24 protein-coding genes and 1 other annotated feature are annotated in these 26252 nt (G+C 39.0%); of the genes, 20 read left to right on the top strand and 4 right to left on the bottom strand.

Translation table 11 applies throughout. The features are described 5' to 3' along the window. The first annotated feature begins 70 nt into the window (after nt 1–70). From IGJ24_RS12230 to IGJ24_RS12180, 11 genes are all read left to right on the top strand, one after another. Nucleotides 71–1018 (top strand): ABC transporter permease, encoded by a 948-nt coding sequence (locus tag IGJ24_RS12230; protein WP_002354960.1) that lies wholly within the window; start codon nt 71–73, stop codon nt 1016–1018. Then, the gene (locus tag IGJ24_RS12225) at nt 1015–1980 is read left to right on the top strand and encodes an iron chelate uptake ABC transporter family permease subunit (protein ID WP_289865692.1); all 966 of its coding nucleotides are present in this window, start codon (nt 1015–1017) and stop codon (nt 1978–1980) included. The genes IGJ24_RS12230 and IGJ24_RS12225 overlap by 4 nt, the downstream gene beginning before the upstream one ends. Further along, nucleotides 1977–2732, top strand: a complete 756-nt coding sequence (locus tag IGJ24_RS12220; RefSeq protein ID WP_002354962.1) for an iron ABC transporter ATP-binding protein — start codon at nt 1977–1979, stop codon at nt 2730–2732. The genes IGJ24_RS12225 and IGJ24_RS12220 overlap by 4 nt, the downstream gene beginning before the upstream one ends. Before the next feature lie 38 nt (nt 2733–2770). Next, nucleotides 2771–3724 carry a siderophore ABC transporter substrate-binding protein gene (locus tag IGJ24_RS12215; protein WP_289865691.1) on the top strand — a complete coding sequence of 318 codons (954 nt, stop codon included), beginning with the start codon at nt 2771–2773 and terminating at the stop codon, nt 3722–3724. 147 nt (nt 3725–3871) lie between these two features. Then, nucleotides 3872–4117: a binding site (T-box leader), on the top strand. Nucleotides 4118–4166: 49 nt separating this feature from the next. Continuing rightward, on the top strand, nt 4167–5810 hold the full coding sequence (locus IGJ24_RS12210; RefSeq protein WP_104845853.1) for a peptide ABC transporter substrate-binding protein: 1644 nt from the start codon (nt 4167–4169) through the stop codon (nt 5808–5810). Between the two features lie 21 nt (nt 5811–5831). Continuing rightward, nucleotides 5832–7052, top strand: a complete 1221-nt coding sequence (gene pepT / locus IGJ24_RS12205; RefSeq protein ID WP_016616477.1) for a peptidase T — start codon at nt 5832–5834, stop codon at nt 7050–7052. 85 nt (nt 7053–7137) lie between these two features. Then, nucleotides 7138–7695 carry a GNAT family N-acetyltransferase gene (locus tag IGJ24_RS12200; protein ID WP_002398158.1) on the top strand — a complete coding sequence of 186 codons (558 nt, stop codon included), beginning with the start codon at nt 7138–7140 and terminating at the stop codon, nt 7693–7695. Between the two features lie 34 nt (nt 7696–7729). Next, nucleotides 7730–8341: a YktB family protein gene (locus IGJ24_RS12195; RefSeq protein WP_025193335.1), complete on the top strand. Its 612-nt coding sequence runs from the start codon at nt 7730–7732 to the stop codon at nt 8339–8341. A 355-nt stretch (nt 8342–8696) separates the two neighbouring features. After that, a complete protein-coding gene (locus tag IGJ24_RS12190) occupies nt 8697–9059 on the top strand; it encodes an LPXTG cell wall anchor domain-containing protein (RefSeq protein WP_173951039.1) in 363 nt (120 codons plus the stop codon). Beyond that, nucleotides 9046–9822, top strand: coding sequence for a hypothetical protein (locus IGJ24_RS12185; RefSeq protein WP_010823266.1), 777 nt, complete (start codon nt 9046–9048; stop codon nt 9820–9822). Before IGJ24_RS12190 ends, IGJ24_RS12185 begins: the two co-directional genes overlap by 14 nt. Continuing rightward, complete coding sequence (locus tag IGJ24_RS12180) at nt 9819–14114, top strand: WxL domain-containing protein (RefSeq protein ID WP_289865690.1); 4296 nt, start codon at nt 9819–9821, stop codon at nt 14112–14114. Before IGJ24_RS12185 ends, IGJ24_RS12180 begins: the two co-directional genes overlap by 4 nt. Nucleotides 14115–14182: 68 nt before the next feature. On the opposite strand, the gene lepB is transcribed toward IGJ24_RS12180, so the two are convergent. From lepB to rpsD, 3 genes are all read right to left on the bottom strand, one after another. Further along, nucleotides 14183–14719 (bottom strand): signal peptidase I, encoded by a 537-nt coding sequence (lepB, locus tag IGJ24_RS12175; protein WP_010712890.1) that lies wholly within the window; start codon nt 14717–14719, stop codon nt 14183–14185. Nucleotides 14720–14780: 61 nt separating this feature from the next. Further along, the gene (locus IGJ24_RS12170; protein ID WP_002354975.1) at nt 14781–15329 is read right to left on the bottom strand and encodes a biotin transporter BioY; all 549 of its coding nucleotides are present in this window, start codon (nt 15327–15329) and stop codon (nt 14781–14783) included. 159 nt (nt 15330–15488) lie between these two features. Then, nucleotides 15489–16100: a 30S ribosomal protein S4 gene (rpsD, locus tag IGJ24_RS12165; RefSeq protein ID WP_002365342.1), complete on the bottom strand. Its 612-nt coding sequence runs from the start codon at nt 16098–16100 to the stop codon at nt 15489–15491. Between the two features lie 323 nt (nt 16101–16423). On the opposite strand from rpsD, the gene IGJ24_RS12160 reads away from it, so the two are divergent. From IGJ24_RS12160 to IGJ24_RS12150, 3 genes are all read left to right on the top strand, one after another. Further along, nucleotides 16424–17227 (top strand): formate/nitrite transporter family protein, encoded by an 804-nt coding sequence (locus IGJ24_RS12160; protein ID WP_002365340.1) that lies wholly within the window; start codon nt 16424–16426, stop codon nt 17225–17227. Nucleotides 17228–17298: 71 nt separating this feature from the next. After that, nucleotides 17299–17952, top strand: coding sequence for a DNA alkylation repair protein (locus IGJ24_RS12155; protein WP_002394021.1), 654 nt, complete (start codon nt 17299–17301; stop codon nt 17950–17952). Between the two features lie 9 nt (nt 17953–17961). After that, nucleotides 17962–18738 (top strand): HAD family hydrolase, encoded by a 777-nt coding sequence (locus IGJ24_RS12150; protein ID WP_002361040.1) that lies wholly within the window; start codon nt 17962–17964, stop codon nt 18736–18738. A 47-nt stretch (nt 18739–18785) separates the two neighbouring features. Here IGJ24_RS12150 and def read toward each other — a convergent pair whose 3' ends face one another. Next, nucleotides 18786–19349 (bottom strand): peptide deformylase, encoded by a 564-nt coding sequence (gene def / locus IGJ24_RS12145; protein ID WP_002354981.1) that lies wholly within the window; start codon nt 19347–19349, stop codon nt 18786–18788. A 279-nt stretch (nt 19350–19628) separates the two neighbouring features. Between def and rpsO the strand changes: the two genes are divergently transcribed. The 6 genes from rpsO to IGJ24_RS12115 all read left to right on the top strand — a co-directional run bounded on the left by rpsO (nt 19629) and on the right by IGJ24_RS12115 (nt 26247). Further along, nucleotides 19629–19898, top strand: a complete 270-nt coding sequence (gene rpsO, locus IGJ24_RS12140; protein WP_002354983.1) for a 30S ribosomal protein S15 — start codon at nt 19629–19631, stop codon at nt 19896–19898. A 186-nt stretch (nt 19899–20084) separates the two neighbouring features. Further along, on the top strand, nt 20085–22199 hold the full coding sequence (pnp, locus tag IGJ24_RS12135) for a polyribonucleotide nucleotidyltransferase (RefSeq protein ID WP_002367402.1): 2115 nt from the start codon (nt 20085–20087) through the stop codon (nt 22197–22199). A gap of 181 nt (nt 22200–22380) precedes the next feature. Then, nucleotides 22381–23241, top strand: coding sequence for a rod shape-determining protein MreC (gene mreC / locus IGJ24_RS12130; protein WP_002383273.1), 861 nt, complete (start codon nt 22381–22383; stop codon nt 23239–23241). After that, nucleotides 23238–23747, top strand: a complete 510-nt coding sequence (gene mreD, locus IGJ24_RS12125; RefSeq protein WP_002354987.1) for a rod shape-determining protein MreD — start codon at nt 23238–23240, stop codon at nt 23745–23747. The genes mreC and mreD overlap by 4 nt, the downstream gene beginning before the upstream one ends. Before the next feature lie 331 nt (nt 23748–24078). Then, on the top strand, nt 24079–25500 hold the full coding sequence (locus tag IGJ24_RS12120) for a CHAP domain-containing protein (protein WP_025192717.1): 1422 nt from the start codon (nt 24079–24081) through the stop codon (nt 25498–25500). 177 nt (nt 25501–25677) lie between these two features. Beyond that, nucleotides 25678–26247: a TetR/AcrR family transcriptional regulator gene (locus IGJ24_RS12115; protein ID WP_002354991.1), complete on the top strand. Its 570-nt coding sequence runs from the start codon at nt 25678–25680 to the stop codon at nt 26245–26247. Nucleotides 26248–26252: the final 5 nt, after the last annotated feature.

Here is a 26252-nt window from a genome sequence, read left to right as displayed (position 1 = left end):
TGATGGTTTTCTCATACACTGTAACTAAGAATGAGAATCATTCTCAATTAAATAAAAATGGAGTTTTCTCATGAAAAAGATTGGTTTGTTTGTTCTACTATTACTTTTCAGCTTATTGTCATTAGTGATAGGGGTGAAGGACATTGCACTTTCTCAGTTGTTTCAATTAGATGCACAGCAACAATTTGTTTTATTTACCACCCGTGTTCCCCGCACGTTGAGTTTAATCATTGCTGGTAGTACGATGAGTATTTCTGGCTTGATTATGCAGCAACTCACACAAAATAAATTTGTCGCTCCTAGTGTCGCTGGAACAACCGATAGTGCAAGGTTGGGTATTTTAGTCGCAATGTTATTTTTCCCAACAGCTCCGTTTCTCTATCGAACGGCAATTGCTTTTATTTTTGCGCTAAGCGGGACCTTATTATTCTTAGCGCTCATTCGATTATTACCAAGTAAGAATCAAGTGATGGTCCCTTTGGTGGGCGTGATGTTTGGTAACATTCTAGGTTCAATTGCCACATTTTTTGCCTATCAATATCAATTGGTTCAAAATATGTCTGCTTGGTTACAAGGAAATTTTTCCACAGTTATGAAAGGGAATTATGAATGGTTATTCTTAATGATTCCTTTGTGGTTTGTTATTTATTTATTTGCTTATCATTTCACTGTCGTTGGTATGGGTGAAGCATTTGCAAATAGTCTTGGCGTCCATTACCAGCGAATTCAGTTTTTAGGTTTGACGCTGGTTGCTTTAGCAAGTGCCATCGTTTTATTGATGGTGGGGAATATTCCGTTTTTAGGGGTTGTGATTCCCAATCTCGTGTCTTTACGTTATGGCGATCATATGAAAAATACCTTGTGGTTAACTGGGATTTGCGGGAGTTTGTTCTTGTTAATCTGTGATATTTTAGCACGAGTATTGATTGCCCCCTATGAAATTCCTGTCAGCGTGGTTGTCGGAACATTAGGGAGCATTTTGTTCATTTTATTATTACTAAGGGGGCGCAAACAATGAAACGGCCTTTAAAAAAATGGCTTTCATTACTTTTGCTTTTAGCTGCCGTAGTAATTGTGAGCCTTTGTTATTTAACTTATAACACGTATGGCAATTGGTCCTTTGCTTTGGCGTTACGAGGCAAAAAGTTATTGGCTTTTATTTTTGTCGGAATCGTTGCGGCTTTTTCAACTATTAGTTTTCAAACAGTCACGCAAAATCATTTCCTAACGCCAAACATTTTAGGGATGGATTCCTTGTATGTCTTTGTGCAGACGGTGTTATTTTTTCTTTTAGGAGGCGCACAAGCGTTAGGTCAAGTAAGTCTTGGCTCGTTTTTGATGAACGTCTTTTTAATGGTGTTTTTAAGTACTAGTTTATCGTATTTTCTATTACGCAAAAATCAATCCGATTTATTTTTATTATTGATGATTGGCATGATCTTAGGTACTTTTTTCAGTAGTATTAGTACGTTTTTACAAGTGATTATGGATCCTAACGAATACGACTTACTCCAAGGAAAGTTGTTTGCCAGTTTTGGTAACGTCAATAGTCAGTATCTCGTTTTCGTTGGTGTGGCGGTACTCATGATTTGTGGGATACTTTGGCGGGAAAGTTACCGTTTAGACGTTTTACATTTAGGGAACCATCAAGCCCAGAATTTGGGGATTGCTGTGAATCAGTTTCAATTAGTGTTGTTGTGTTTGATCAGTAGTCTGGTCGGCTTATCAACAGCATTAGTGGGACCGATTACATTTTTAGGTTTTATCGTGGCCAATATGAGTTATCAATTCATGAAAACCTATCGCCACCGAGAACTGTTTGTGGCAGGGAGTTTAATAGCAGTCTTTTTACTGGTGTTTGGTCAATTGATGGTTGAACAGGTCTTCCATTTGAATACCCCGCTAAGTGTGGTGATTCAATTTGTTGGGGGCGTTTATTTTATATGGAAAATTATTGCAGAAAGGAAGCAACGCACATGATCCAGATGAGTGATGTATCAAAAAAATATGGAGATAAATTTGTCGTTTCAGATATTGATTTACCTATTTCTGAAGGCAAATTAACGGCCTTTATTGGACCAAATGGCGCTGGGAAAAGCACGCTGCTAGCCATGATGAGTCGCTTAATTCCCAAAGATACCGGGGAAATTTATCTGGACAAGCAAGAAGTAAAAACCTGGAAGCAATCAGCTTTTTCACAAAAAATTGCCCTTTTAAAACAAGCCAACGGTGTACAACTTAAATTAACTGTGCGAGAACTGGTCAATTTTGGTCGTTTTCCTTATTCCAAAGGTCGCTTAAAAAGCGCTGACCATGAAAAAGTAACAGAAGCACTGGAACAATTGGGCTTAACTGAAATGGCGGAAGAATACATTGATACCCTTTCTGGAGGGCAATTACAACGGGCGTATATTGCCATGATTTTAGCCCAAGATACCGATTATATTTTATTGGATGAGCCCTTAAATAACCTCGACATGAATTATGCGGTTCAAATGATGCAGATTCTTAAACGCTTAGTGGATGAACTAGGAAAAACAATTCTGATTGTTCTACATGATATTAATTTTGCCGCAAGCTATGCAGATGAAATTGTCGCCATGAAAGGCGGAAAGCTCTATGCGCATGGCGCAACAGAAGAAGTTATTCAAACAAGTATTTTAAATGATCTTTATGAAATGAATATCCGGATTTGTGAAATTGAAGGAAAACGCTTTTGTCTTTATCACTAAATCGGGCAATTTAAAAATAACGTTTTTGGAGGAAAAGAATGAAAAAGAAATTTTTAGCAATGATGGCAGTTTCAATGATGGGACTGTTGATGTTAAGTGCTTGTCAAACAAATAAAAAAACAGCAGATTCTGCAACAACAGAAACAACAGCTAAAACGGAAGTCACAGTCAAAGACACCAATGGTCAATTAACCGTTCCCAAAAATCCTCAGAAAGTCGTTGTTTTTGATAATGGTTCCTTGGATACAATGGACGCACTAGGTGTCGGTGACCGCGTGGTAGGTGCGCCAACCAAAAATATCCCTGCGTATTTGAAAAAATACCAAAAAGTTGAATCAGCAGGCGGCATTAAAGAACCAGATTTAGAAAAAATCAATCAACTAAAACCAGACTTAATTATTATTTCTGGTCGGCAACAAGATTATCAAGAACAATTAAAAGCCATTGCGCCAACCATTTACTTAGCTGTAGATGCCAAAAATCCTTGGGAATCAACGAAACAAAATATCGAAACGTTAGGCACTATTTTTGATAAAGAAGAGGTAGCCAAAGAAAAAATAACTGGCTTAGAAAAAGAAATTACTGACGTAAAAAAACAAGCAGAAGCTAGCGCGAATAATGCGCTTGTTGTGTTAGTTAACGAAGGACAACTTTCCGCTTACGGAAAAGGCTCTCGTTTCGGTTTAATTCATGATACATTTGGCTTCAAAGCAGCAGACGATAAGATTGAAGCTTCCACTCATGGGCAAAGTGTTTCTTACGAATATGTTTTAGAAAAAAATCCTGGGATTCTCTTTGTGGTAGATCGCACCAAAGCAATTGGTGGCGACGATTCAAAAGATAACGTCGCTGCAAACGAATTGATTCAAAAAACCGATGCTGGTAAAAATGATAAAGTCATTATGCTTCAACCAGATGTTTGGTATCTAAGCGGTGGTGGATTAGAATCAATGCATTTGATGATAGAAGACGTTAAAAAAGGATTAGAGTAAAATTGTTTTAGAAAAGAGGAATTGAAACCTCTTTTCTTTTTTTAATGAAAAACAAAAAAGTTTTAAATTAAAAATGTGGTTGACGCCCTCGAAAATGTTTGCTAAACTATCCGTAAATCAGTATGATTGATGAAACAAATAAAAGAACAAAATGTGATGAGAAGGAAAGTACTTTTTAAAATAGCTTGCAGAGAGCCTCGTTTGGTGAGAAGAGGTAGTGACGTTAAAGGGGAAAATGGCCTTTGAACAGGTTGGTTGAAGCCGTTCGCTTAAACCAATTCAGGTGCGCCTGTTATAGCGCTACAGTATGATTGTACTGGAAACGAGCGGATCTTTTTTAGCGAAGAGATCAACAAAGGTGGTACCGCGATTGCATAAGCATTCGTCCTTTTTAGGACGAATGCTTTTTTTATTTGTTTAAAAAATATGAGGGGGCAACAACATGAAATTGGGGAAAAAAGTAGTAGGTTTGATTGCAACAGGGTTTCTTTTAGCCGCATGTGGCGGAACCAAAGAAGCGGCAGAGAAAGTAGATTCGGGAAATTTAGCAGCTGAACAAAAAATCAGTATTAGTTCACCTGCACCAATCTCAACATTGGATACAACACAAACAACAGATAAAAATACCTTTACAATGGCACAACATTTATTTGAAGGCCTTTATCGGTTTGATGATGATAGTGCCACGGTGCCAGCTCTAGCTAAAGATGTCAAGATTAGTGACGATGGGCGCAAGTACCACTTTACCTTGCGGGAGGGGATTAAGTGGAGCAACGGCGAGCCAATCACGGCCCAAGATTTTGTTTATTCTTGGAAAAAACTGGTGACACCAGCGACGATTGGACCGAATGCCTATTTACTAGACAGTGTTAAAAATAGTTTTGAAATACGCAACGGTGAAAAGTCAGTCGATGAATTAGGGATTTCAGCCCCTAATGACAAAGAATTCATTGTTGAATTAAAACAGGCCCAACCTTCCTTCTTAGCAGTCGTTTCGATTGCTTGGTTAGCGCCACAAAATCAAAAATTTGTCGAAGCGCAAGGCAAAGATTACGCCTTGGATAGTGAACATTTACTTTATAGCGGGCCATTTACGCTAGCCAATTGGGATGCGACTTCAGATACTTGGACATTGAAAAAAAATCCAGAATACTATGATGCGGATCAAGTGAAACTGGAAGAAGTTGCGGTTAGTACAATCAAAGAAGATAATACTGGGATTAACTTATATCAAGCGAATGAACTAGACTTAGTTCGCATTAACGGACAATATGTTCAACAATATCAAGAGGATCCAGGCTATGTCAGTCATCCAGATGTGGCCAACTACTTCTTAGATTTCAACAAAAAAGAAGGAACGCCATTAGCGAATGTTCATTTACGAAAAGCGATTGGCCAAGCAATTGATAAAGAAGCCTTAACACAAAGTGTCTTAAACGATGGGTCAAAACCCCTCAACGGATTGATTCCAAGTAAACTTTATGCGAATCCAGAAACAGATGAAGATTTCCGAGCATACAGTGGCGAATATTTGAAAAATGACGTCAAAAAAGCCCAAGCTGAATGGACGAAAGCCCAAGCGGATGTCGGTAAAAAAGTGAAACTTTCATTGCTGGCGGCAGATACAGATCAAGGAAAACGAATTGCTGAATATGTTCAAAGTCAGTTGCAAGAAAATCTGCCAGGTTTAGAAATTACCATTTCATCGCAACCAAGTAATAATGTGAACCAATCGCGACGTGAAAAAAATTACGAGCTGTCTCTTTCGGGATGGATTGCCGGCAGTAGTGAATTAGACTCTTACTTTAACTTATACGCAGGAGAATCAAGTTACAATTATGGCAATTATCATAATGCCAAATACGACCAACTGGTAGAAGAGGCACGAACGATTAATGCCAATAATCCAGAGAAACAGTTTGCAGAATACAAAGAAGCGGAAGACATCTTGTTGAACCAAGATGCTGCCCAAGTACCGCTGTATCAAAGTGCCTCAAATTATCTAATCAATCCTAAATTGAAAGGCATTAGTTATCACTTGTATGGGGATTATTTCCACTTGCGCAATGCTTATTTAACAGAATGATTCAGGAAGAAGGAGTAAGAAATGGAAAAATTAGTCGAACGATTTTTAACTTACGTGAAAGTTAACACCCGTTCAGATGCCAACAGTCAAACCACACCGACGACGGTCGGTCAAGTGGTTTTAGCCAAAATGATTGAAACAGAACTTCATGAATTAGGCTTGGCCGATGTGCATTATAACGAACAAAACGGATTTTTAACGGCACGGTTGCCTGGTAACCAACCTGCAGCGAAGAGTATTGGGTTGATTGCACATCTGGATACGGCGGATTTTTCAGCAGAAAATATTCGTCCCCAAGTCATCACTAATTATGATGGCCAAGATGTCCTCTTGAATCAAGAACAAGGCATCGTTTTATCGGTTGCTGAATTTCCAAATTTAAAAGAGTATCAAGGGGAAACGTTGATTACTACAGACGGAACCACACTTTTAGGAGCAGATGACAAAGCGGGAATTGTCGAGATATTAGCTGCTGTTGAGTATTTTTTGACACATCCAGAAGTAGCGCGGGGGGATGTTTGGCTCGCCTTCGGTCCAGATGAAGAAATTGGACGCGGGGCCGATCAATTTGATGCACCGAACTTCCCAGTCGCTTTTGCGTATACGATCGACAGTGGCCGTGTGGGGCATTTCGAGTATGAAACGTTTAACGCTGCTCAAGCTGTGATAACAATTGAGGGAACCAGTGTCCATCCGGGAACGGCCTATGGTTCGTTAGTAAATGCCATTAAATTAGGCGAACAACTTGATCAATCACTACCGCAAAAGGAAGTACCAGAACAAACACGTGGAAATGAAGGATTTTATTTACTCAATAAATTTACAGGAAGTATTGAAAAAGCAGAACTTGTCTATATCATTCGGGATCATGATCAAGAAAACTTTCAAGCGAGAAAGCAATTTTTGGAAAAACAAGTCCAACGTTTAAATGCGCTGGCGGATAAACCCAGACTAACAATTACTTTCCAAGACCAATACTATAATATGAAGGAAATCATCGAAAAAGATTGGACTCCTGTAGAATTGGCCGTCCAAGCAATGGAAAGTTGTGACATTGAACCAATCATCACACCATTTCGTGGCGGGACAGATGGTTCTAAGATTTCTTTCATGGGCATTCCCACGCCTAATCTATTTACAGGTGGCGAGAATTTTCATGGGCAATATGAATTCATTACCGTTGAATCAATGGCCAAAGCTGTTCAGACGATCATTGCCATCATTCGCTTAAACGCTAATTAAAGAAACACGCAAGGGAAATGCCGATTTTCCTTGCGTGTTTCGCTGTTTTTCGGTAAAGTATGTAGAAAAGTAGGGAGTTTTGCTCATGAATTATCCATTGATTTTTGCAGAAAACCAACGAATTGAAACCGAACGCTTGATTTTAAGACCTGTCACATTAGCCGATGCAGAAGATATGTACGAATATGCTTCAGATGAGGAAACGGTCCGCTATGTGTTTTTGAAAAACCAAACAATCGCTGAAACACGACAAAACATTGCTAAATATTTTATGGGAGAACCTTTAGGAAAATATGGGATTGAAGTGAAAGAAACGGGCAAAATGATTGGCACGATTGATTTGCGGGTCAATGAAACCAATAATATTGGAGAATTAGGCTATGTCTTGAACCGTGCCTTTTGGGGCAAAGGCTACATGCCTGAAGCCGCGACGGCGTTAGTTGAACTGGGTTTTGCAAAAATGAAACTCATGAGAATCTTTGCTTTACATGATCAAGACAATCCAGCTTCTGGTCGTGTCATGGAGAAAATTGGTTTTACCTACGAAGGAACACTGCCCAATGCTCGAATTAGTAAAGGGAAAATTGTCACAGATGTTTATCGTGGGATGACACTGGAAACATGGCAAAATCGACAAAAATAGAAGCGGAAGACAAGTTAAGAGAGGAATTAGAGAAATGTTGATGTTTACAGAAAAAGAATTCGCAGCCTTTGAAGTTGCTGGATTAGATGAACGAATGGCGGTTATCCGTGCGCAAATTCAACCGATTTTTCAAGAATTAGACACATATTTTGCCGAACAACTAGCGCCTGAACTAGGAACGGAGTTGTTTGTCCATATTGCGCAACATCGCCGTCGCACCGTGTATCCACCAGAAAATACTTGGTCAGCACTTAGTCCGAATAAGCGCGGGTATAAAATGCAGCCGCATTTTCAATTAGGCATTTGGGGCGACTATGTGTTTATGTGGTTGTCATTCATTGATAATCCTAAAAATGAAAAGCAGATTGCGCAAGCCTTTTTAGAGAATCAGCAATTATTCCAAGCATTACCAGAAGATACGTATGTTTCCTTGGATCATACGGTTCCTCAAATTACTCCGCTGCCAGAAATGGATTTAGAAAAAGCCTTAACTCGTTTTAGAGATGTAAAAAAAGGTGAGTTTGAAATTGGGCGCATCATTCCCAAAGATAGTGACTTGTGGCAAAACCCTGAAAAAGCACGCGCTTATATGTTGGCAACCTATCAACAACTCCTGCCATTGTATCAATTAGCTGTTGCCCAATAAGAGAAACAGACAGTTGTTTTGTGTTTTAGTGTTATTTTATCGAATTATCCAATCGTCAAAAATGAGAAAAGCTCACAATGTTAGTTTTAAACACTAACATTGTGAGCTTTTATGGGGTTTGGCTAGTAAAAATTTAAGAAATTAAAGATGCTTTTTTTAAAAAAGGGGATAGTTTTTACTGTTTTCCCTTATTTCCTTTAAATAACGTAGCTTAAAAGACACGATATATAAGGAACTTGTTGAAATAAGGGGTATCAACTGGAAAAAACTGTTGTTTTGAAGAGCCTTTTCTTTGCTATCATAGTGGTATATAAAAGGTTGTGAGAGATATTTAAATGCAAAAGGAGGTTTTTAAATGAAAAAAAAGCGTTATTTAATGATTGCGTGTCTACTATTTTCCCCTAGTTTATTTATAAATGTTGAAGCGTCTGATGGTGGTTCTAGTTCGGTGGGGATTGAATTTTACCAAAATCCGACAACACCCGCTCCTAAAGATCCCCCACCGAAAACAGATGCGCCAGCTGCTGATCCCAAGGAACCAGCTGGTCCTCCGCAAGGAGATCAACGAAGTGGTGGTTCGACACAGACCACCACAACTGGCTCAACGCTCCCTCGTACAGGGAGCAAGAGTCAGGCAAATTTGAGCATTCTCGGCTTCGCCTTAATTGGCTTGGCGGGAATCGTACATAGAAAGAGGGGACGACATGAAGCGAAATAAATGGCAACGTCTTGCAGCTATTGGCTTATGTAGTTCTTTGCTAGTGAACGCCTTTTCTGGTATGACGGCAGTTGCGGAAACCGTGACGATTGAAAGTAGTCCGACCGCCGAAAGCAGTGCCAAGGCAGAAACACCAGCAAGTAGCGTGAAGGAAGAAACAACGAAAGCCAGTACGGAAAATAGTCAAGAGACGACTGATACGAGTCAGGAAGAAGAAACGAAAGAAGCGGAACAAAAAGAAAAAACGGAAATCGTTCAAGAAGAAAATATACTTGAACCATCCAGTGTTCAAGCGAAAATTATGCCTAGGGCATTTGTCTGGGCAGCTACAGGGGCAACGAATAAAACTACGGTTCGTCTCAATGATGTAGTTGATTATCGGTTGAAATTTGAAAATATTACAACAGATGACACAAATTCAGATATTGTTGGTCCGATTCGAATTGAATCAAAATTGGCAGCAGGAATGACTAGACCCACTTCAGTTATTATTAAAGTTGGCCCCGAGGAACAAAATGTAGTTCTAGGGGAAGGCTCTCATAATGCCAATAGTGGTGGCGAATATTTTGTTTGGACAGAGTCCACTAGGACGGTCACTGCATTTATTAATCGTCTACACGGGAGAACTTCTGGAAATACTGGGTATATCAAAACGTTGTATTTTCAGACAAGAATTACTTCTGGTATACACAATGAAAAAAATATATCGATTCCACGATTCGATTTAATGGTTTTGGTGCAGTCAATAGACGAAATGAAATGACATATGTGGATAAATTTGCTGGTAATTTAGGTTTAAAAGGGAGTTTAAAATTTTACGATGAGGATGGACAGTCTAGTAAGGAACAAATGAGCCTTTCCATGAATCCAGTACTATTTAAATCAACCAACTCTAAAGTTGAAGGAACACTGTTAAGATATCCTTTAACTATGACAAACGCTGGCAATGGACTTTATAGTTTTAATACAGGACTAAAAACTGTAGGCACTAGTAATGGGGGTTCGTGGCTTTTCTTTAGTAACGACATTGCGATTAATTTTGCTACAGCTACCACCAATAGAATTGATAAAATTGTGTTAACGCCGCCTAAAACAACATTTCCAGATAGCCGAACAGGTGTGATGACTTCCAGAGCATATACATCAACAACTTATACGAGAAGCAACTATGATATTTCAGCATATAACTTTACTAAAGCGACTGGTAAGACGTGGCGCATAACTAATCTTAATCCTCATAGCGGAGTAAGTACTAATATTATGTTTAGTGACAATCTTGTGGGAACAACAGGACAATTTAATGCAGGAAATAATAGTGCAACGATTACCTACTATATTTATTACAAAAAACTTTATGAGAATTTTGTTAATAGTAGTGGACAAAAAATCGCACCACCCCCGGGATTCACTCAGGGTAAGAAAACAGTTATAAATAGTGAAGCGTACACTTTCAAACAAGCAGGCACCTTACCAGACACCTACACAACAGGTGGTAAAACCTACAAGTTCAAAGGTTGGTACAAAGGTAAAACAAAGCCAAGTACCTTGACAACTACCAAAGCACCAAGCTATGCGGTGACGTATGATGGGAATGATGACTTGAATGTGGTGTATGAGGAAGTAGTCACCAAAACCTATACATTACCTAGCAAAGAAATTACTTTTGGCTATGTAGACGAAAAAGGTAATTTAATCACTCCTGCTAATTTCACATTGAAAGCAACGATGTCTGAAACAACGAAAAGTGGTACAACAACACCTTTTTCAACGATTACAGGAACCAATGTAACGACAACGAATCTTAAAAAATTAACGATTCCACAAAAAGTCTATACCTTACCAGAGTCTGTGGAAGGTACCACATATGGTACACGAAGTGTTACACATGAAATTCCGAAATACTATCGCACCATTTCAATCTCACCAACGGCAACTTATACAGGGGATAAAACGAAATATCCACTTGCGAATGAGGTCAGAAAAGATATTGTAAATCCAAGTACGGTTGTTAGTTCAAGTCCTGGTACAAATGCATATGAATTAGGTAAAACCAGTAATACATCATATAACACCAAACAATATTATTGGAACTGGGATACGACTGAGACACTTTATGCAATGGGTGTTTACTCTGGTAACGTAGGAGCGACTTACAATTTAGCTACCCCAGATAAAACTGTTTATTATTATTTAGAAAACCGCCGTGTTACCGAAAACTTCGTAGCCACAAGCGGTGCCAAAATCACACCGCCCACAGGTTTCACCCAAGGAAAACAAACGGTGATCACAAGTGATGATTATACGTTCAAACAAGCTGGCACCTTACCAGATACCTACAAAGTCGGCACAAAAACCTACAAGTTCAAAGGCTGGTACAAAGGTAAAACCAAAACCGAGCCCTTGAAAACGACGAAAGCACCAAGTTATGGGGTAACCTATGATGATAATGATGATTTGAATGTGGTGTATGAGGAAACAAAAGAAAAGACCACGACGATTCCAGCCGTTACGTATAAATTTGGTTTTGTCGATGAAAAAGGTGCTTTAGTCGCACCAACGAATTTTAACATGACGACCAGTTTAACAACTATCATGAATGGTGCGCCGAAACAAGTCGGCACAGCTGGTGGCGTGAATAATGGTAATTTGAAACAGTTAACGATTCCGAGCCAACAACTAACATATACACCAACGGTTAATCCTGCTTTTTCTGGTAGTACAAATTTTCGCGTAACTGTTCCTAAACAGTATAAGTTGCCGACAGTAAAACCAGGCACGTACTATACAGGCTCTAGCACCACTTATCCAATTGCTACGACAAAATTTAGATACGTAGGTGGCGCATTACCTGATAGTCGTTTAGAAACAGATGGTAAAGAGTATGGTTTATTTGCAACAACCACGGCTCACTCTTATCAAATGTATCGAGATTATTGGATACCAGATACAACTAAAACCTATTTTAGTGGAGCTTTATCACGTGTAACTGCAGATGGGAATACACCTGCTTATTACACCACAGATGAGACCATGTATTATTTCTTAGAAAACCGCCGTGTCACCGAAAACTTTGTAGACACAAGCGGTGCCAAGATTACCGCACCAACAGGCTTTACCCAAGGTAAAAAAACGGTGATTAGCAGTGATACGTATCATTTTAAATTGGCGAAAGAGTTGCCTTATAGTTACTACACAGATGGCAAAGCTTACCAATTCAAAGGTTGGTACAAAGGCAAAACCAAACCAGCAAAATTAGAAACAACACGCACGCCTGAATACGATGTATCCTATAATGACGACGATGATGTCACCACTATTTATGAGGAAATTAAATATGGCGGTAACACCGTACAATTTGGCTTCGTGGGTGAAGATGGTCAATTAATTAATCCGACTGGTTTTAAAGTAACAACAGATGTTGTTCAGACGATTGATGGTGTAAGTACTACTTTAAACACCTTGACAGCTGGTAATGCAACAGGAAATCTTAAAACAATGACGATTCCGCAAAAAACATATCCGTTAGGCACAACAGCGAATTATTTTGGTACGAAAAATTCTTTGATTGAAATTCCGAGACAGTACCTCAATATTACCTTTAAAAAGCCAACAGATTACCAAGGAAAAGAATATCCAGTGGCTGAACGAGTCGAGCATATGTTTACGGGCGCCCCATATAACAACCCTGCAGAACCGCTATACTACACGGTAACAAAAGTCAAGAATCAACAGTATAAATTGCGAGAAATAACTTGGGAAGAGACAAACCAAGCCTTCTCCAGTCTCTATAAAACGACGTTGATTCGATCAAGCACTACGCCAAATGGAGTGGAAATGTATCCGACAGGTACCATATATTATTATCTGAAAAACCGCCGTGTCACCGAAAACTTCGTAGACACAAGCGGAGCCAAAATCACAGCACCAACAGGTTTCACCCAAGGTAAAAAAACGGTAATCACAAGTGATGCCTATACGTTCAAACAAGCAGGCACCTTACCCGACACCTACACAACAGGTGGTAAGACCTACAAGTTTAAAGGCTGGTACAAAGGTAAAACCAAAACCGAGCCCTTGAAAACGACGAAAGCGCCAAGCTATGGGGTAACCTATGATGACAATGACGATTTGAATGTGGTGTATGAAGAAGAAATACCAACGGCTAGTGTCACATTAACTCGACCAAAAGAAGTGATCGATACGAATACCAATGTAATCTGGACAACAACGATCACGAATACCAGCAAAGCACCCTTACAGAATCTTACCTTGAAAAAAGGGCCCAATTGGTCAGCTGGTCTGACGATCCCGACCTTCATGGAAGTGACACCAGAAGGAGAAACGACAAAATCAATCCCAGTAAATAGTACACTTTGGACAAATGGGGTTTCTTTACCAAATGCCGTTCCTATCGGCAAAAAAGTTTCAATTGCTTTCACAACTCGCGCAACAGGGAAACCAAACACTGTTTTGAAAGCAGAAGTTGTAGTATTTGGTGGTATTAAAGATAGTACAGTGGATAACTTCGTGAGAATTCGTCCAAATGATCAAGAAGTAGTCACGCCAACGACCGAAGGCTTCATCAGTGTGCCAACCTTCGACTTCGGCCAAGTGGGCGTTGCAGGAAGTAAGCAACAACACAACTTGAAAAAAGCCGCGGATTACTACGGTAACGGTACACGGAATCCGTATGTCCGAATCAAGAAAACGCAACCGAATTGGAGCCTAACGGCGCAACTGTCGCAACCGAAATCAGCGACAGACAGCTTGCCTACAGCGACCCGCTTATTATTAGGGGCGGCACCTGTCTCTAGCTTCACCAATTACAATCAACCAACCGAGTTGAAAAATGCGGTCGGTACCACGAGTGCCATTAGCTTAACAGCCAACAACACGGCGACAAGTATTATTGCCAACAAGCAATTCACAGGTAGTAATGTTTATCAGTTGGACTTCACCTTCAATAATGTCAAACTTGAAGTGCCAGCCAATCAAGGTGTTAAAGGGCAACAATACAAGGCCGCGGTTACGTGGAATCTTGTGACTGGACCTTAACAAGAATACGTGAATAAAAGCTAAACCGCCCTCAAAAAGTCTAACTTTTTGAGGGCGGTTTATTATTTTTATGGAAAGCCAATTTTATCTAACGGATAATAACGAAAAGTCAAAACACCTTCCACACTCTCTTGTTTAACAAAGCCAAAGTAACGACTGTCATCTGAGCGCGGGCGATTATCCCCCAAGACAAAATACATGCCTTCTGGAACGGTCAGGGATTGGGTGGCTTCTAAGGTCTCTAGCGTAAAATCTTGGGTATAATTTTCATTTTTAGAGACATTTCGTTTAGCACTTGCTAAGTAATCTTCACTGAGTGATACACCATTAATATAAAGGGTATCATCGCGATACTCGACTGTTTCGCCAGGTAAACCAATTAAACGTTTGGCTACTCGTTGGCCGTTGCGAGGACTAGGGAAAGCGATAATATCAAAGCGCTGTGGCTTTTTAATCGAGGTCACCCATAAACGGTCGTTGTTATGAAGTGTTGGTTCCATTGAAGAGCCGTTCACCGCAGCAGGGGAGAAAACATAGTGTCGAATCAGCAAGACAGCGACGACTAACAAAACCAACTGAACCAATCGTTTTAATAATGAGGACATGGACTTCACTCCTTTGTCCTTTTAGTGTACTACAGACAAGGAAAAGAAAAAAGTTTTCCCCTTAAGAAAGGTGTGCTAAAAAACGTTTCATAAAGCGTTGGCGAATTAAAATACCAACATAAGCAGCTGCGACAGCCTTGATGATACCAGGAATAATAAACGGAGCAAACCCGCCTGCGAAAGCATTTGGCCACGGCAGATTTGCGGAATATTTCAACCAAATCATGCCAAAAACCAAGGTAACTAAGGCGCCGGCAATATTTGCGATAATGGCCCAAGTATAGTTAAAGGTTGTTTTTTCTAAAATATAACCAGTTAATAAGCCGTTGAAGATAAAGCCGATTAAATAGCCGCCAGTTGGTCCAAAGAGTACACCGAACCCGCTAGACATCCCAGCGTAAACGGGTAAACCAATTAATCCTAATAAGAAGTAAATTAAAATAGCGTAGGTCCCTGTTCGTTTGCCCAAAACGGTAGCGGTTAAGCCGATGGCAAATGTTTGTCCAGTTAAGGGGACAATCCCCAATGGAATTGTAAATTGTGAAAGTACAGCAATAATCACAGCGAACTCTGCTGCTAAAATTAAAGAGCGTAACGATGCTTTATTCATAAGAAGCCTCACTTTCTATTGTTAACCAATTATTTTTATTTGGTTAACAATAGTTTAGCGGAAGTAAACAATTTTGTAAAGAGGGCAAAGAAAAAAACCTTGCCAAGAAAGGCAAGGTTTTGAAAGAAGGTAAGAACCGTAGTTCGACCTTTTGAAATCTTAAAGTTTTTGGTTGTAGTATTCAACGACAAGTGCTTCGTCGATTTCTGGGTAAAGTTCATCACGTTCTGGTAAACGAGTGAAGCTACCTTCTAATTTTTCAGTGTCAAAGCTTACGAATGCTGGACGTCCAACAGTTGCTTCAACTGCTTCTTTAATTGTTGAGATGTTTTGAGATTTTTCACGAACACCGATCACTTGACCAACTTCAACGTGGTATGATGGAATATCAACACGTTTGCCGTCTACAGTGATGTGGCCATGGTTAACTAATTGACGTGCTTGACGACGAGTAGTTGCAAGACCTAAACGGTAAACAACGTTATCTAAGCGTTGTTCTAGTAAAACCATGAAGTTAACACCGTGTTTACCTTCTTTGATTTTGCTTGCTTTAATGAACAACGTACGGAATTGACGTTCGTTCATGCCATACATATGACGTAATTTTTGTTTTTCAGTTAATTGCATTCCGTATTCAGAAACTTTACCACGGCTGTTAGGTCCGTGTTGTCCTGGTTTGTAAGGGCGACGAGCTAGTTCTTTACCAGTACCTGATAAAGAGATACCTAGACGACGAGATACTTTCCATGATGGTCCAGTATAACGAGACATTAAAAATTCCTCCAATAAATAAATGTTTTTTTGGAGTAAAATAATTAGATGAAAAATTCATATTCGTTCAGTTCATTCTTCAACCTTCGCCTTTGCAGCCGCGGTTACGCAGTTGAACCAAGTTTGGCAATGAACTGTTGACGAGTTATTATTCTTCTGCTGCAATTATTTTACACAAAATCTAGTATACTTAATAGGATAGGAAACGTCAAGGTTTTAAAGTGAAATGTGAAAAAAAGGTAGACAAAAACACTTTTCCTCATTAGAATAAGGAGAGATGTTTTGAAAATATAAGTTGAAAACGGAATGAAAGGGAGTTTACAATGAAGTCTGGTTCACCATTGTTTGAACAAATTGATAAATCCATCGACAAGAAAGTGAATTTATTCTCAAACAGCTTTTCCCGCTACGCTGTTCGTGCAATGCTTGCTTGTCTATTTTTAACGTTGGGAACAGCCGTTGCTTTTGCAATCGCAATTAAAGGAGAAGGAATTTCTCATGGTTTAGGGAAAATGCTTTATGCCTTCATGTTCAGTTGGTCACTTGTGATGATTTTATATATGAATGCCGAACTTGGTACCTCGAATATGTTGTACATGACTGTTGGCGTCTATCGTAAAAAAGTCAACTTTTCCTTAGCTGCAAAAATTTTATTTACCTGTATCTTATTCAATTTAATTGGTGGCGTCTTGTTTGGCTTCTTGGTATCACTTACAGTACCGTTCCAAGATTTGCCAAAAGATAGTTTCTTTTTTACATCGATTGCTGGAAAATTAGAAAAAACCACCCTACAGATTTTAGTTGAAGCTATGTTCGCCAATATTGTAGTTAATACAGCCGTATTAGTGAGTATGCGAATGAAAGATGATGCCGGCAAAGTCGCGGCCATTATTTTCATTATCTTTATCTTTGCGTTCCTTGGTTTTGAACACGTGATTGCCAACTTCCCAGCCTTCAGTTTAGCTTACTTTGCTTCGAACGGCGCAATTGAAGCTTTCACAGCTGGTAATGTTGTTCATAATCTGTTCTGGGCCTTTATCGGTAACTTTATCGGTGGTGGCTTAATTATGGGTCTCGGCTATGCCTGGTTAGATAAAGACAACAAAAACTTAACGTATTTTGATTAATTGACCAACCAACTATACTAAAACATGGTACACTGTTTTAGTATAGTTTTTTTATTATAAGGAGCGAAGGAATGGACACACTTCAATTTCAGAAGAACCCAGAAACAGCAGTAAAAATGTCTGCTTATATGAAACACCAATTTGTTTTTGCAGGCATCCCCGCCCCAGAACGTCAAGCGTTAAGTAAACAACTTTTAAAAGAAAGTCATACGTGGCCAAAGGAAAAATTATGCCAAGAGATTGAGGCTTATTATCAAAAAACAGAACGAGAATATCAGTATGTCGCTATTGATTTAGCCCTTCAAAATGTTCGGAGATTTTCATTAGAAGAGGTGGTAGCGTTTAAAGCCTATGTTCCACAAAAAGCGTGGTGGGATAGTGTGGATGCTTGGCGAAAATTTTTTGGGTCGTGGGTGGCGTTGCATCTGACTGAATTGCCAACGATTTTTGCCCTTTTTTATGGCGCTGAAAATTTCTGGAATCGGCGTGTTGCGCTGAATTTACAGTTGATGTTGAAAGAAAAGACCAATCAGGACCTGTTGAAAAAGGCGATTATTTATGATAGAACTACAGAGGAGTTCTTCATTCAAAAAGCGATTGGCTGGTCATTACGCCAATATAGTAAAACGAATCCGCAATGGGTCGAGGAATTGATGAAAGAATTAGTGTTGAGTCCTTTAGCACAACGAGAAGGCAGTAAATATTTAGCGAAAGCGAGCGAATAAGGAGAAATGATGGAAAGAAAACTTTTTGCATTTGATATTGATGGGACGTTGTTAAATTCGGAGAAGAAAGCATTGGATAGCACGAGAGAAGCGCTAGCAAAATTGCGGGAGCAAGGACACTTAGTTACGCTGGCAACTGGCAGAAGTCGTTATATGGCGCAAGAGGTGATTTGGGATTTAGATTTTACCAATTACGTATTATGTAATGGCGCCGCGGCTTTTGTGGATCATGAGCAATATTATCAAAATTTATTGCACGCTGAAGCGTTGGAACGTTTGGCACAAGACAGTGATCAACGCGGCTTAGGATTTGCTTGTGTGGGCTTAGATGATATTAAGAAGAGCAACCAGCACCGTGCTGAAAAAATGGAAATTGCGATGAACTCTTTTCATTTTCATTCACCTGCTTATGATGAACACTTTTATCGTCAAAATGATATTTACCAAGCGCTGGCTTTTTATGACGCAGAAGATCAGTGTACGTTTGAAGAAGAATACCCAGAATTTCGCTTTATTCGCTGGCATCAACATAGCGTAGATGTTGTGCCTAAAGATGGCTCAAAATCAGCTACGTTAACGTATTTAGCCAAACGTGTGGGCATTGATGCAAAAAATATCATTGCCTTTGGGGATGGCGAAAATGACCGAGAAATGTTAAGTCATGCAGGAATTGGCGTTGCAATGGGCAATGCGAGTCCTTCCATTCAAAAAGTGGCTACGATGGTCACAGATACAAATGATAATGATGGGATTTGGAAAGCCTTAAAAGAAATGAAGGCCATTTAAAAAAAACTGCGCCGTTTGTCTGAAAACAAACGGCGCAGTTTTTTTCTTTATTCGATGACTAAAACGCCCTCTTTTAAAGCAAATGGATTTTCTTTGTTAATATGATCGTAGAACATGATGCCATTAATATGATCAATTTCATGTTGAACCACAATCGCTTCGTAGTTTTTTAAACGAACTTTGTGTTTTTCGCCAGCCATGTCAAAATAACTGACGGTAATTTTGTTATGGCGAACGACATACCCAGGTACATCCCGATCGACAGATAAACAGCCTTCCCCTTCACCTAAACAGACATCTTGCACAGAATGGCTCAAAATTTTAGGGTTGTACATCACCGTACTTAATGAAGGCGTTTCGTTTTCTGGGTCGTTACTAGGAACATGGACAGCAATAATTCGTTTAGAAATATCTAATTGTGGTGCAGCTAAACCAACGCCACCACGTAATTGTAATTCTTCGGCTTTGACTGGATCTTGACTATTTTTTAAGAAAGTCAACATGTCCTCACCTAATTGTCGGTCTTCCTCAGTGATAGGGACAGGCACTTCTTCTGCCACAGCACGAAGTGTGGGATTCCCTTCACGAATAATATCTTTCATTGTAATCATTCAATGGTTCCTCCTTTGAAACATAAAAAAATTCTTCTTTTATTTATTCATGCGCTGAAATAATCAGTTATTTACCACCATTTAGTGTATCACAAAATCACCAAAAAAGGGGCTAGATTGTTTAAAAAAACTATCGAATAATAGAGATTAAGCTTGCATTTTAGCGGTGTTTCCTGTAAAGTAAGCTTGTGTGGAAACACACCATCTATCACTTGGTTTAGCGAGTCACCAACGCTTCACTCAGTGACCAGACGAATAATAGAGAAAGAGGTGGAACAAATGGCAATTTCACAAGAAAGAAAAAACGAAATCATTAAAGAATACGCACGTCATGAAGGAGATACTGGTTCTCCAGAAGTACAAATTGCTGTCTTAACTGAAGACATTAACCAATTGAACGAACATGCGCGTACACACAAAAAAGATCACCATTCTTACCGTGGTTTAATGAAAAAAATCGGTCACCGTCGTAACTTGTTAGCTTACTTACGTAAAACTGACATCCAACGTTACCGCGAATTGATCCAACGTTTAGGATTACGTCGTTAATCATTACGTATAAAGCGAGGTTCAATCAGAATCTCGCTTTTTATCTTATTGTCACTATTGAAGGTCCTCTTTGGAAAGTTTTTAGGAACTACTAACCAAATGAAAGAGCAGCAACGACTTGTTACTTTTTCATTTGTTTAGTAGCCGTCTGACTTTTCCAAAGAGCAAGAGTAAAGGAGAAGAATTATGACAGAAAAACAAGTCTTTAAAACAACTTGGGGCGGCCGCCCACTAGAAGTAGAAATCGGCCAATTAGCCAAACAAGCCAATGGAGCTGTCTTAGTACGTTACGGCGATACGGTCGTTTTAAGTGCTGCTGTTGCCTCTAAAGAAGCAAAAGATGTAGACTTTTTCCCATTAACTGTAAACTATGAAGAAAAAATGTATGCGGTAGGAAAAATTCCTGGCGGCTTCATTAAACGTGAAGGTCGTCCAAGTGAACGTGCGACATTAACCGCTCGTTTAATCGACCGTCCTATTCGTCCAATGTTCTCAGAAGGCTTCCGTAACGAAGTTCAAATCACGAATATCGTTATGAGTGTGGATCAAGATTGTACACCAGAAATGGCTGCAATGTTTGGGTCTTCCTTAGCGTTAGCAATTTCAGATATTCCGTTTGATGGACCAATTGCTGGTGTTGACGTTGGTCGTATTAATGGCGAATATGTCTTAAACCCAACGGTAGAACAAGCAGAACAAACAGATATTGAATTAACTGTTGCTGGAACAAAAGAAGCCATCAATATGGTTGAAAGTGGTGCCAAAGAAGTATCAGAAGAAGATATGTTAGGTGCCTTACTTTTCGGTTTTGATGCCATCAAAGAACTAGTGGCGTTCCAAGAAGAAATCGTTGCCGCTGTAGGTAAACCAAAAATGGACGTGGACTTATTACAAGTGGACGCTGATCTTAAAAAAGAAATTTTTGATGCGTACTACAATACAATGAAAACAGCCGTAATGACGGAAGAAAAATTAGCACGTGAAGTTGAAATTGACAAAGTAAAAGATACAGTCAAAGAAGTTTACGCTGAAAAATTTGCGGAACATGAAGAAGAAGCGCAATTACTAAAAGAAGTGAAACAAATTGCGGAAGATCTTGAAAAAGATGTCGTACGTGAGTTAATCACGATCGATAAGATTCGCCCGGATGGCCGTAAATTAGACGAAATTCGTCATTTATCATCAGAAGTAAGTATTTTACCACGTGTGCATGGTTCTGGCTTATTTACTCGGGGTCAAACACAAGCTTTATCCGTTTGTACATTAGCGCCTTTAGGGGAACATCAAATTATCGATGGGTTGGGTGTCCAAGATAGCAAACGTTTCATCCATCATTATAACTTCCCACAATTCTCTGTTGGTTCAACAGGACGCGCGGGCTCACCAGGTCGTCGTGAAATCGGTCACGGTGCGTTAGGTGAACGTGCCTTAGCACAAATTATTCCATCAGAAGAAGACTTCCCTTACACAATCCGCTTAGTAGCGGAAGTGTTAGAATCAAATGGTTCTTCTTCACAAGCAAGTATTTGCGCGGGAACATTAGCATTAATGGATGCGGGTGTGCCAATTAAAGCGCCAGTTGCAGGTATTGCAATGGGTCTTGTTAGTGATGGCGAAAACTACACAATCTTAACAGATATTCAAGGTTTAGAAGACCACCTTGGCGATATGGACTTTAAAGTAGCGGGAACGAAAGACGGAATCACTGCTTTACAAATGGACATCAAAATCCAAGGAATTACAGAACAAATTTTAACGGAAGCATTAGACCAAGCGAAGAAAGCACGGATGGAAATTCTAGAAGAATTAACAACAACGATTGCTGCCCCTCGTGAAGAATTAAGTCAATATGCACCGAAAATTGAAATGATTCAAATTAAACCAGCGAAAATTAAAGATGTCATTGGTAAAGGTGGCGAAACAATCAACAGCATCATTGATGAAACTGGTGTTAAGATTGATATCGATCAAGACGGTAACGTAAGTATTGCTTCATCAGATGCTGAAATGATTAAAAAAGCCATCAAGATTATTGAAGAATTAACCAAAGAAGTCGAAGTCGGTCAAGTTTACTTAGCAAAAGTTGTCCGCATTGAAAAATTTGGTGCATTTGTTAACCTAATTAAAGGCAAAGATGGCTTGATCCATATTTCTCAATTAGCAAACGAACGTGTGAACAACGTTGAAGATGTCGTGAAATTAGGCGACGAAGTCCTTGTCAAAGTAACTGAAATTGACAAACAAGGCCGTGTCAACGTGTCAAGAAAAGCATTATTAAACGAAGAAAACAAAGAAAAATAATTTCTTTTTAAACCAACGAAAACCAAGGAAGCTTCCTTTCTTTTCGTTGGTTTTTTCGTTGAAAACAAGCCCTAAAAAAGAAATGATAAAAAAAGCTAAAGACGATCGCCAACTCTTTTGTTTATAGTCAATTAGTGGTAAAATTAATACTATCAGTCTGAAGAATATCTGGGGTGTCTTTGTGAAAAAATTTAATCCAAATAAAAATATAATCATTACCTTAATTTTAGTCATTATTTTAGTAACCATTATTAGTTTAACTGCTGCGCAACGTTCTGAAAAAGGCAAAACCAATGTCGTTCAAGGTGGCGTCAATAATAGCGTTAGTATGGTGGATCGTGTGATTTCTTTTCCAGCTCGTGTGGTGGAAAACGGCTTGTCTTCAATGGGCAATTTAATTAACACGTTTAAAGAAAACGAACGTCTAAAAGAAAAAATTGATAGCTATAATGAATTAGCTGTCCAAAACAATAACTATAAACGCGAAATTGATAGTTTAAAACAAGAATTGAATCTGAACGAAACGTTGGCCAACTATGAAAAAGTAACTGCGAATGTCATTACGCGTTCGCCTGATACTTGGCAAGACTTATTAATTATCGATAAAGGAACCAATGACGGCATTGAAGCGGGCATGGCGGTCATGGCGCAAAAAGGGTTAGTGGGGCGTGTCATTGAAGTCAATGCAACGACTGCAAAAGTGGAACTACTAACGTCTAAAAATGTTAACTCGAACCATTTCCCTGTGCGAGTAACTTCCGCAAATGGCGAATCGTTTGGTTTACTTAAAAATTACGACAATAAGACGAATGCATTAATTGTGTCACAATTAACTGGCGATGCCACTCTAAAAGAAGGCGATGTCGTTCAGACTTCTGGCTTAGGTGGTAATTCCCCAGCCGATTTAGCGGTAGGGACAGTTATTAAAGTGAAACCAGATAGTTTTGGTTTAGATCGTGAAGTGTATGTGAAACCTTATGCGGATGTCTATGGTATCTCCGTTGTGACGGTCGTGAAAAGATCGGCAGGGGAAAGCGAATGATTCGGAAAGAGTATTTAAAATACGTCACACCTATTCTCTTGTTTTTCTTAATGTTAATTGATGCTCATTTAACAAAGTCTTTTGAAACGTGGACAAGTAATGTTTACTTCGCCAGTTCACATCTGTTATTACTTGCGTTTATGTTTGCCGTTCCTAATTTTTCTAAACGTTATTTATTAATTACTTCGTTAATTTTAGGCTTTATTTGCGATAGCTACTACATTGGCATTATCGGGATTTATACAGTCGCACTGACGCTTTCGGTTATGTTGATGTATACATTTAAAGAAGTAATTCAAACAAATTTACTAACTGGTTTTTTTGGGATCGTTATTTTTACCACGTTGTATGAACTGATTGCGGTACTGATTCAAGTGGCCTTTCATTTAGCGGATGTCAGCCCGATTTTATTTATTACGCGTGTGTTGGGCCCTACATTGCTATTGAACATGGTGTGGTATGTTATTTTATCTTATCCGCTGAAAAAACTGTTTTCCGTAAAATAAAAATTGAAAATTTTGTTCGTTTGCGAAAAATGCTCATTTGTTAGCGTTTTTCGCTTTTTTTATTTTCTTTAAATAACAAAACGATGAGAAGCTTACCCTGGAGCCTTGAAGAAAGTTGTGAAAAAAGTGAAGCTTTTTTTTGTCATTTACAAGAAGAAAATTGAAATATTACTGTAACATCCATATTATCTCAGTGACATACAGCTATGCTACAATTGCTCTATCGTTGAAAAAGAGAAATTTATTCAAATTTTAATAAATAATAAAAAAGCTTAACAAAAAAGGATTTTCGGAGGACAACAGATTGAAGAAAAGTGTATTATCGGCTCTAATGGTATGTTCCATTACCTTAACAAGCGTAGCGTTGCCATCCGCAGCATTTGCAGATGAATACGATACAAAGATTCAACAACAAGATCAAAAAATTAATGCGTTAACTAGCCAAATGTCAGATGCAGAAGCAAAAGTTGCCGCGATTGAAAATGATATGGTTGAAACGGCCAAACAAATCGATACATTAACAGCTAAAAAGAACAAGCTATCATCAGAAGTATCTAAATTATATAGTGAAATTTCTGATTTGAATGTCCGTATTCAAAAACGTGAAGTACAAATGACAAAACAAGCACGCGATGTCCAAGTGAATGGTCAAAGTGATTCAATTATTGATGCTGTCTTAGATGCAGATTCAGTAGCAGATGCAATTGGTCGCGTTCAAGCGGTCTCAACAATGATGAGCGCCAACAATGAATTACTAGAACAACAAAAAGAAGACAAAGCGACTGTTGAAAAGAAAACAAAGAATGTTGAAAAACAAATTGCTGAATTAGAAGCAGCAACAAAAGAACTAAATGACAAAACAGAATCATTAAAAACATTGAAGATTCAACAAGAAGTGGCTAAAAATGATTTAGAAGCACAACGTTCTGAAGAACAAGGGAAAAAAGACGGCTTCATTAAACAGAAAAAAGAAGCGGAAAAACGTTTAGCAGAAGAACAAGCACGCCAACGTGCAGCTGCTAAAAAAGCAGAAGAACAAGCGGCAGCGCAAGCACAAGCCGCAGCACAAAAAGCGGCAGCAGAGCAAGCGAAAGCAACAAAAGCAGCCAATGAGGCAGCAGCATCTGCTGCTGAAGAAAAAGCCGCAACACCAGCAGTAGAATCATCAACAACTACTGAAAGTACCACAACGCAAGAAACAACAACTTCAAGTACTGAAACAGAAAGTGTTGTAACAACACCTGTGGCAGCAGCACCTGAAAAAGAAAAAGAAGTTCCTGTAACTAACCCAACGACTCCTGAAAAAGGTAATGAAGCAAAACCAGGGAATGGTGGCGTGACTTCAGGAAAACAAGCCGCAATTAATGCAGCTTTAGCAGATGTTGGTAATTCTTATGCAACAGGTTGGAATCAGCCAGGCGAATGTTTAGTTTCCGTTCGTCGCTGGTTAGCGGCAGGCGGTATTAACTTCGGTTATGGTGGTCCAAACAGTGGCTATGTTGCTTCTGGTGCAACACAAGTTAGCTGGAGTAACGTGCAACCAGGCGATGTTGTTCAATATGAAAGTGCCTATAGTCCAGATAGCTGGATTGGTGGCGTGCATACTGTCTTAGTTACAGGTGTAAGTGGTGGAAGTGTCCAAATCGTTGAAGCGAACAACCCAGGAGGTTCTGGTTATGTTTCTTCTAACTCTAACTGGTCACCAGCACCACCAGCAGGATTCCGCGCTGTTGTATGGCGTTTTCCAGGCTAAATAGTCATCTATTAATAATTGATAACAAGGAGTGGTAACTAACAAAAATCGTTAGTTGCCGCTTTTTTTATTCATTTAATTTTAAATATATGCATAAAATGTATCTGAAAATATTGTAATCTGGCCATTTTTTTGCAATTATAGAGGTATATACATATTAGGAGCGGAGGAATCAGCATGAGCGGAACGCACGATACAAAACAAGCAATCGCTTCAGCTTTAATAGAATTATGTGAACAAAAGGATTTTCGTAAAATAAGTGTTCAAGATATTACCAAAAAAGTGGGCTTGAATCGCCAAACATTTTATTATCACTTTACAGATAAATATGATTTATTACGTTGGATTTATCGTCACGATGCATTGATTTACTTAGAAACAGATATTTGTTTGGAAAACTGGGAGGAACAAGCCCTGAAGTTATTAAAAGCGATTAAAGAGAAGAGTCATTTTTACTATACAACGGTGACCTCAGATTCAGAAGTTCTTCTTAATGTTTTTTCCGCTTCGACCAATCGCTTATTTATTTCATTATTTGAACAAGTCGATGTTGAGAACCATTTAACAGATAAAGACAAACAATTTTATGCGAATTTCTTTTCCTATGGATGTAGCGGCGTCTTAACGAAATGGATTCTTGAGGAATATCCTCAGACTCCTTTGGAAATGGCGACGCAATTATTCCGTTTAGCGAAAGATACAGAATTTATGGCTTATCATTTGTATGAACAAGAAGCCAATGAGTAATGTGT

This window comes from Enterococcus sp. DIV0546 (assembly GCF_051712785.1).
GTDB classification, from domain to species: Bacteria; Bacillota; Bacilli; order Lactobacillales; family Enterococcaceae; genus Enterococcus; species Enterococcus faecalis.
Note: the sequence above shows the minus strand (reverse complement) of the source record. Positions and strands in the feature narration are given on the sequence as shown.

What these genes read in the sequence shown, in the direction of transcription:
- IGJ24_RS12230 (WP_002354960.1), top strand. Translation starts at nt 71, where the DNA reads ATGAAAAAGATTGGTTTGTTTGTTCTACTATTACTTTTCAGCTTATTG.
- IGJ24_RS12225 (WP_289865692.1), top strand. Translation starts at nt 1,015, where the DNA reads ATGAAACGGCCTTTAAAAAAATGGCTTTCATTACTTTTGCTTTTAGCT.
- IGJ24_RS12220 (WP_002354962.1), top strand. Translation starts at nt 1,977, where the DNA reads ATGATCCAGATGAGTGATGTATCAAAAAAATATGGAGATAAATTTGTC.
- IGJ24_RS12215 (WP_289865691.1), top strand. Translation starts at nt 2,771, where the DNA reads ATGAAAAAGAAATTTTTAGCAATGATGGCAGTTTCAATGATGGGACTG.
- IGJ24_RS12210 (WP_104845853.1), top strand. Translation starts at nt 4,167, where the DNA reads ATGAAATTGGGGAAAAAAGTAGTAGGTTTGATTGCAACAGGGTTTCTT.
- pepT (WP_016616477.1), top strand. Translation starts at nt 5,832, where the DNA reads ATGGAAAAATTAGTCGAACGATTTTTAACTTACGTGAAAGTTAACACC.
- IGJ24_RS12200 (WP_002398158.1), top strand. Translation starts at nt 7,138, where the DNA reads ATGAATTATCCATTGATTTTTGCAGAAAACCAACGAATTGAAACCGAA.
- IGJ24_RS12195 (WP_025193335.1), top strand. Translation starts at nt 7,730, where the DNA reads ATGTTGATGTTTACAGAAAAAGAATTCGCAGCCTTTGAAGTTGCTGGA.
- IGJ24_RS12190 (WP_173951039.1), top strand. Translation starts at nt 8,697, where the DNA reads ATGAAAAAAAAGCGTTATTTAATGATTGCGTGTCTACTATTTTCCCCT.
- IGJ24_RS12185 (WP_010823266.1), top strand. Translation starts at nt 9,046, where the DNA reads ATGAAGCGAAATAAATGGCAACGTCTTGCAGCTATTGGCTTATGTAGT.
- IGJ24_RS12180 (WP_289865690.1), top strand. Translation starts at nt 9,819, where the DNA reads ATGACATATGTGGATAAATTTGCTGGTAATTTAGGTTTAAAAGGGAGT.
- lepB (WP_010712890.1), bottom strand. Translation starts at nt 14,719, where the DNA reads ATGTCCTCATTATTAAAACGATTGGTTCAGTTGGTTTTGTTAGTCGTC.
- IGJ24_RS12170 (WP_002354975.1), bottom strand. Translation starts at nt 15,329, where the DNA reads ATGAATAAAGCATCGTTACGCTCTTTAATTTTAGCAGCAGAGTTCGCT.
- rpsD (WP_002365342.1), bottom strand. Translation starts at nt 16,100, where the DNA reads ATGTCTCGTTATACTGGACCATCATGGAAAGTATCTCGTCGTCTAGGT.
- IGJ24_RS12160 (WP_002365340.1), top strand. Translation starts at nt 16,424, where the DNA reads ATGAAGTCTGGTTCACCATTGTTTGAACAAATTGATAAATCCATCGAC.
- IGJ24_RS12155 (WP_002394021.1), top strand. Translation starts at nt 17,299, where the DNA reads ATGGACACACTTCAATTTCAGAAGAACCCAGAAACAGCAGTAAAAATG.
- IGJ24_RS12150 (WP_002361040.1), top strand. Translation starts at nt 17,962, where the DNA reads ATGGAAAGAAAACTTTTTGCATTTGATATTGATGGGACGTTGTTAAAT.
- def (WP_002354981.1), bottom strand. Translation starts at nt 19,349, where the DNA reads ATGATTACAATGAAAGATATTATTCGTGAAGGGAATCCCACACTTCGT.
- rpsO (WP_002354983.1), top strand. Translation starts at nt 19,629, where the DNA reads ATGGCAATTTCACAAGAAAGAAAAAACGAAATCATTAAAGAATACGCA.
- pnp (WP_002367402.1), top strand. Translation starts at nt 20,085, where the DNA reads ATGACAGAAAAACAAGTCTTTAAAACAACTTGGGGCGGCCGCCCACTA.
- mreD (WP_002354987.1), top strand. Translation starts at nt 23,238, where the DNA reads ATGATTCGGAAAGAGTATTTAAAATACGTCACACCTATTCTCTTGTTT.
- IGJ24_RS12120 (WP_025192717.1), top strand. Translation starts at nt 24,079, where the DNA reads ATGGTATGTTCCATTACCTTAACAAGCGTAGCGTTGCCATCCGCAGCA.
- IGJ24_RS12115 (WP_002354991.1), top strand. Translation starts at nt 25,678, where the DNA reads ATGAGCGGAACGCACGATACAAAACAAGCAATCGCTTCAGCTTTAATA.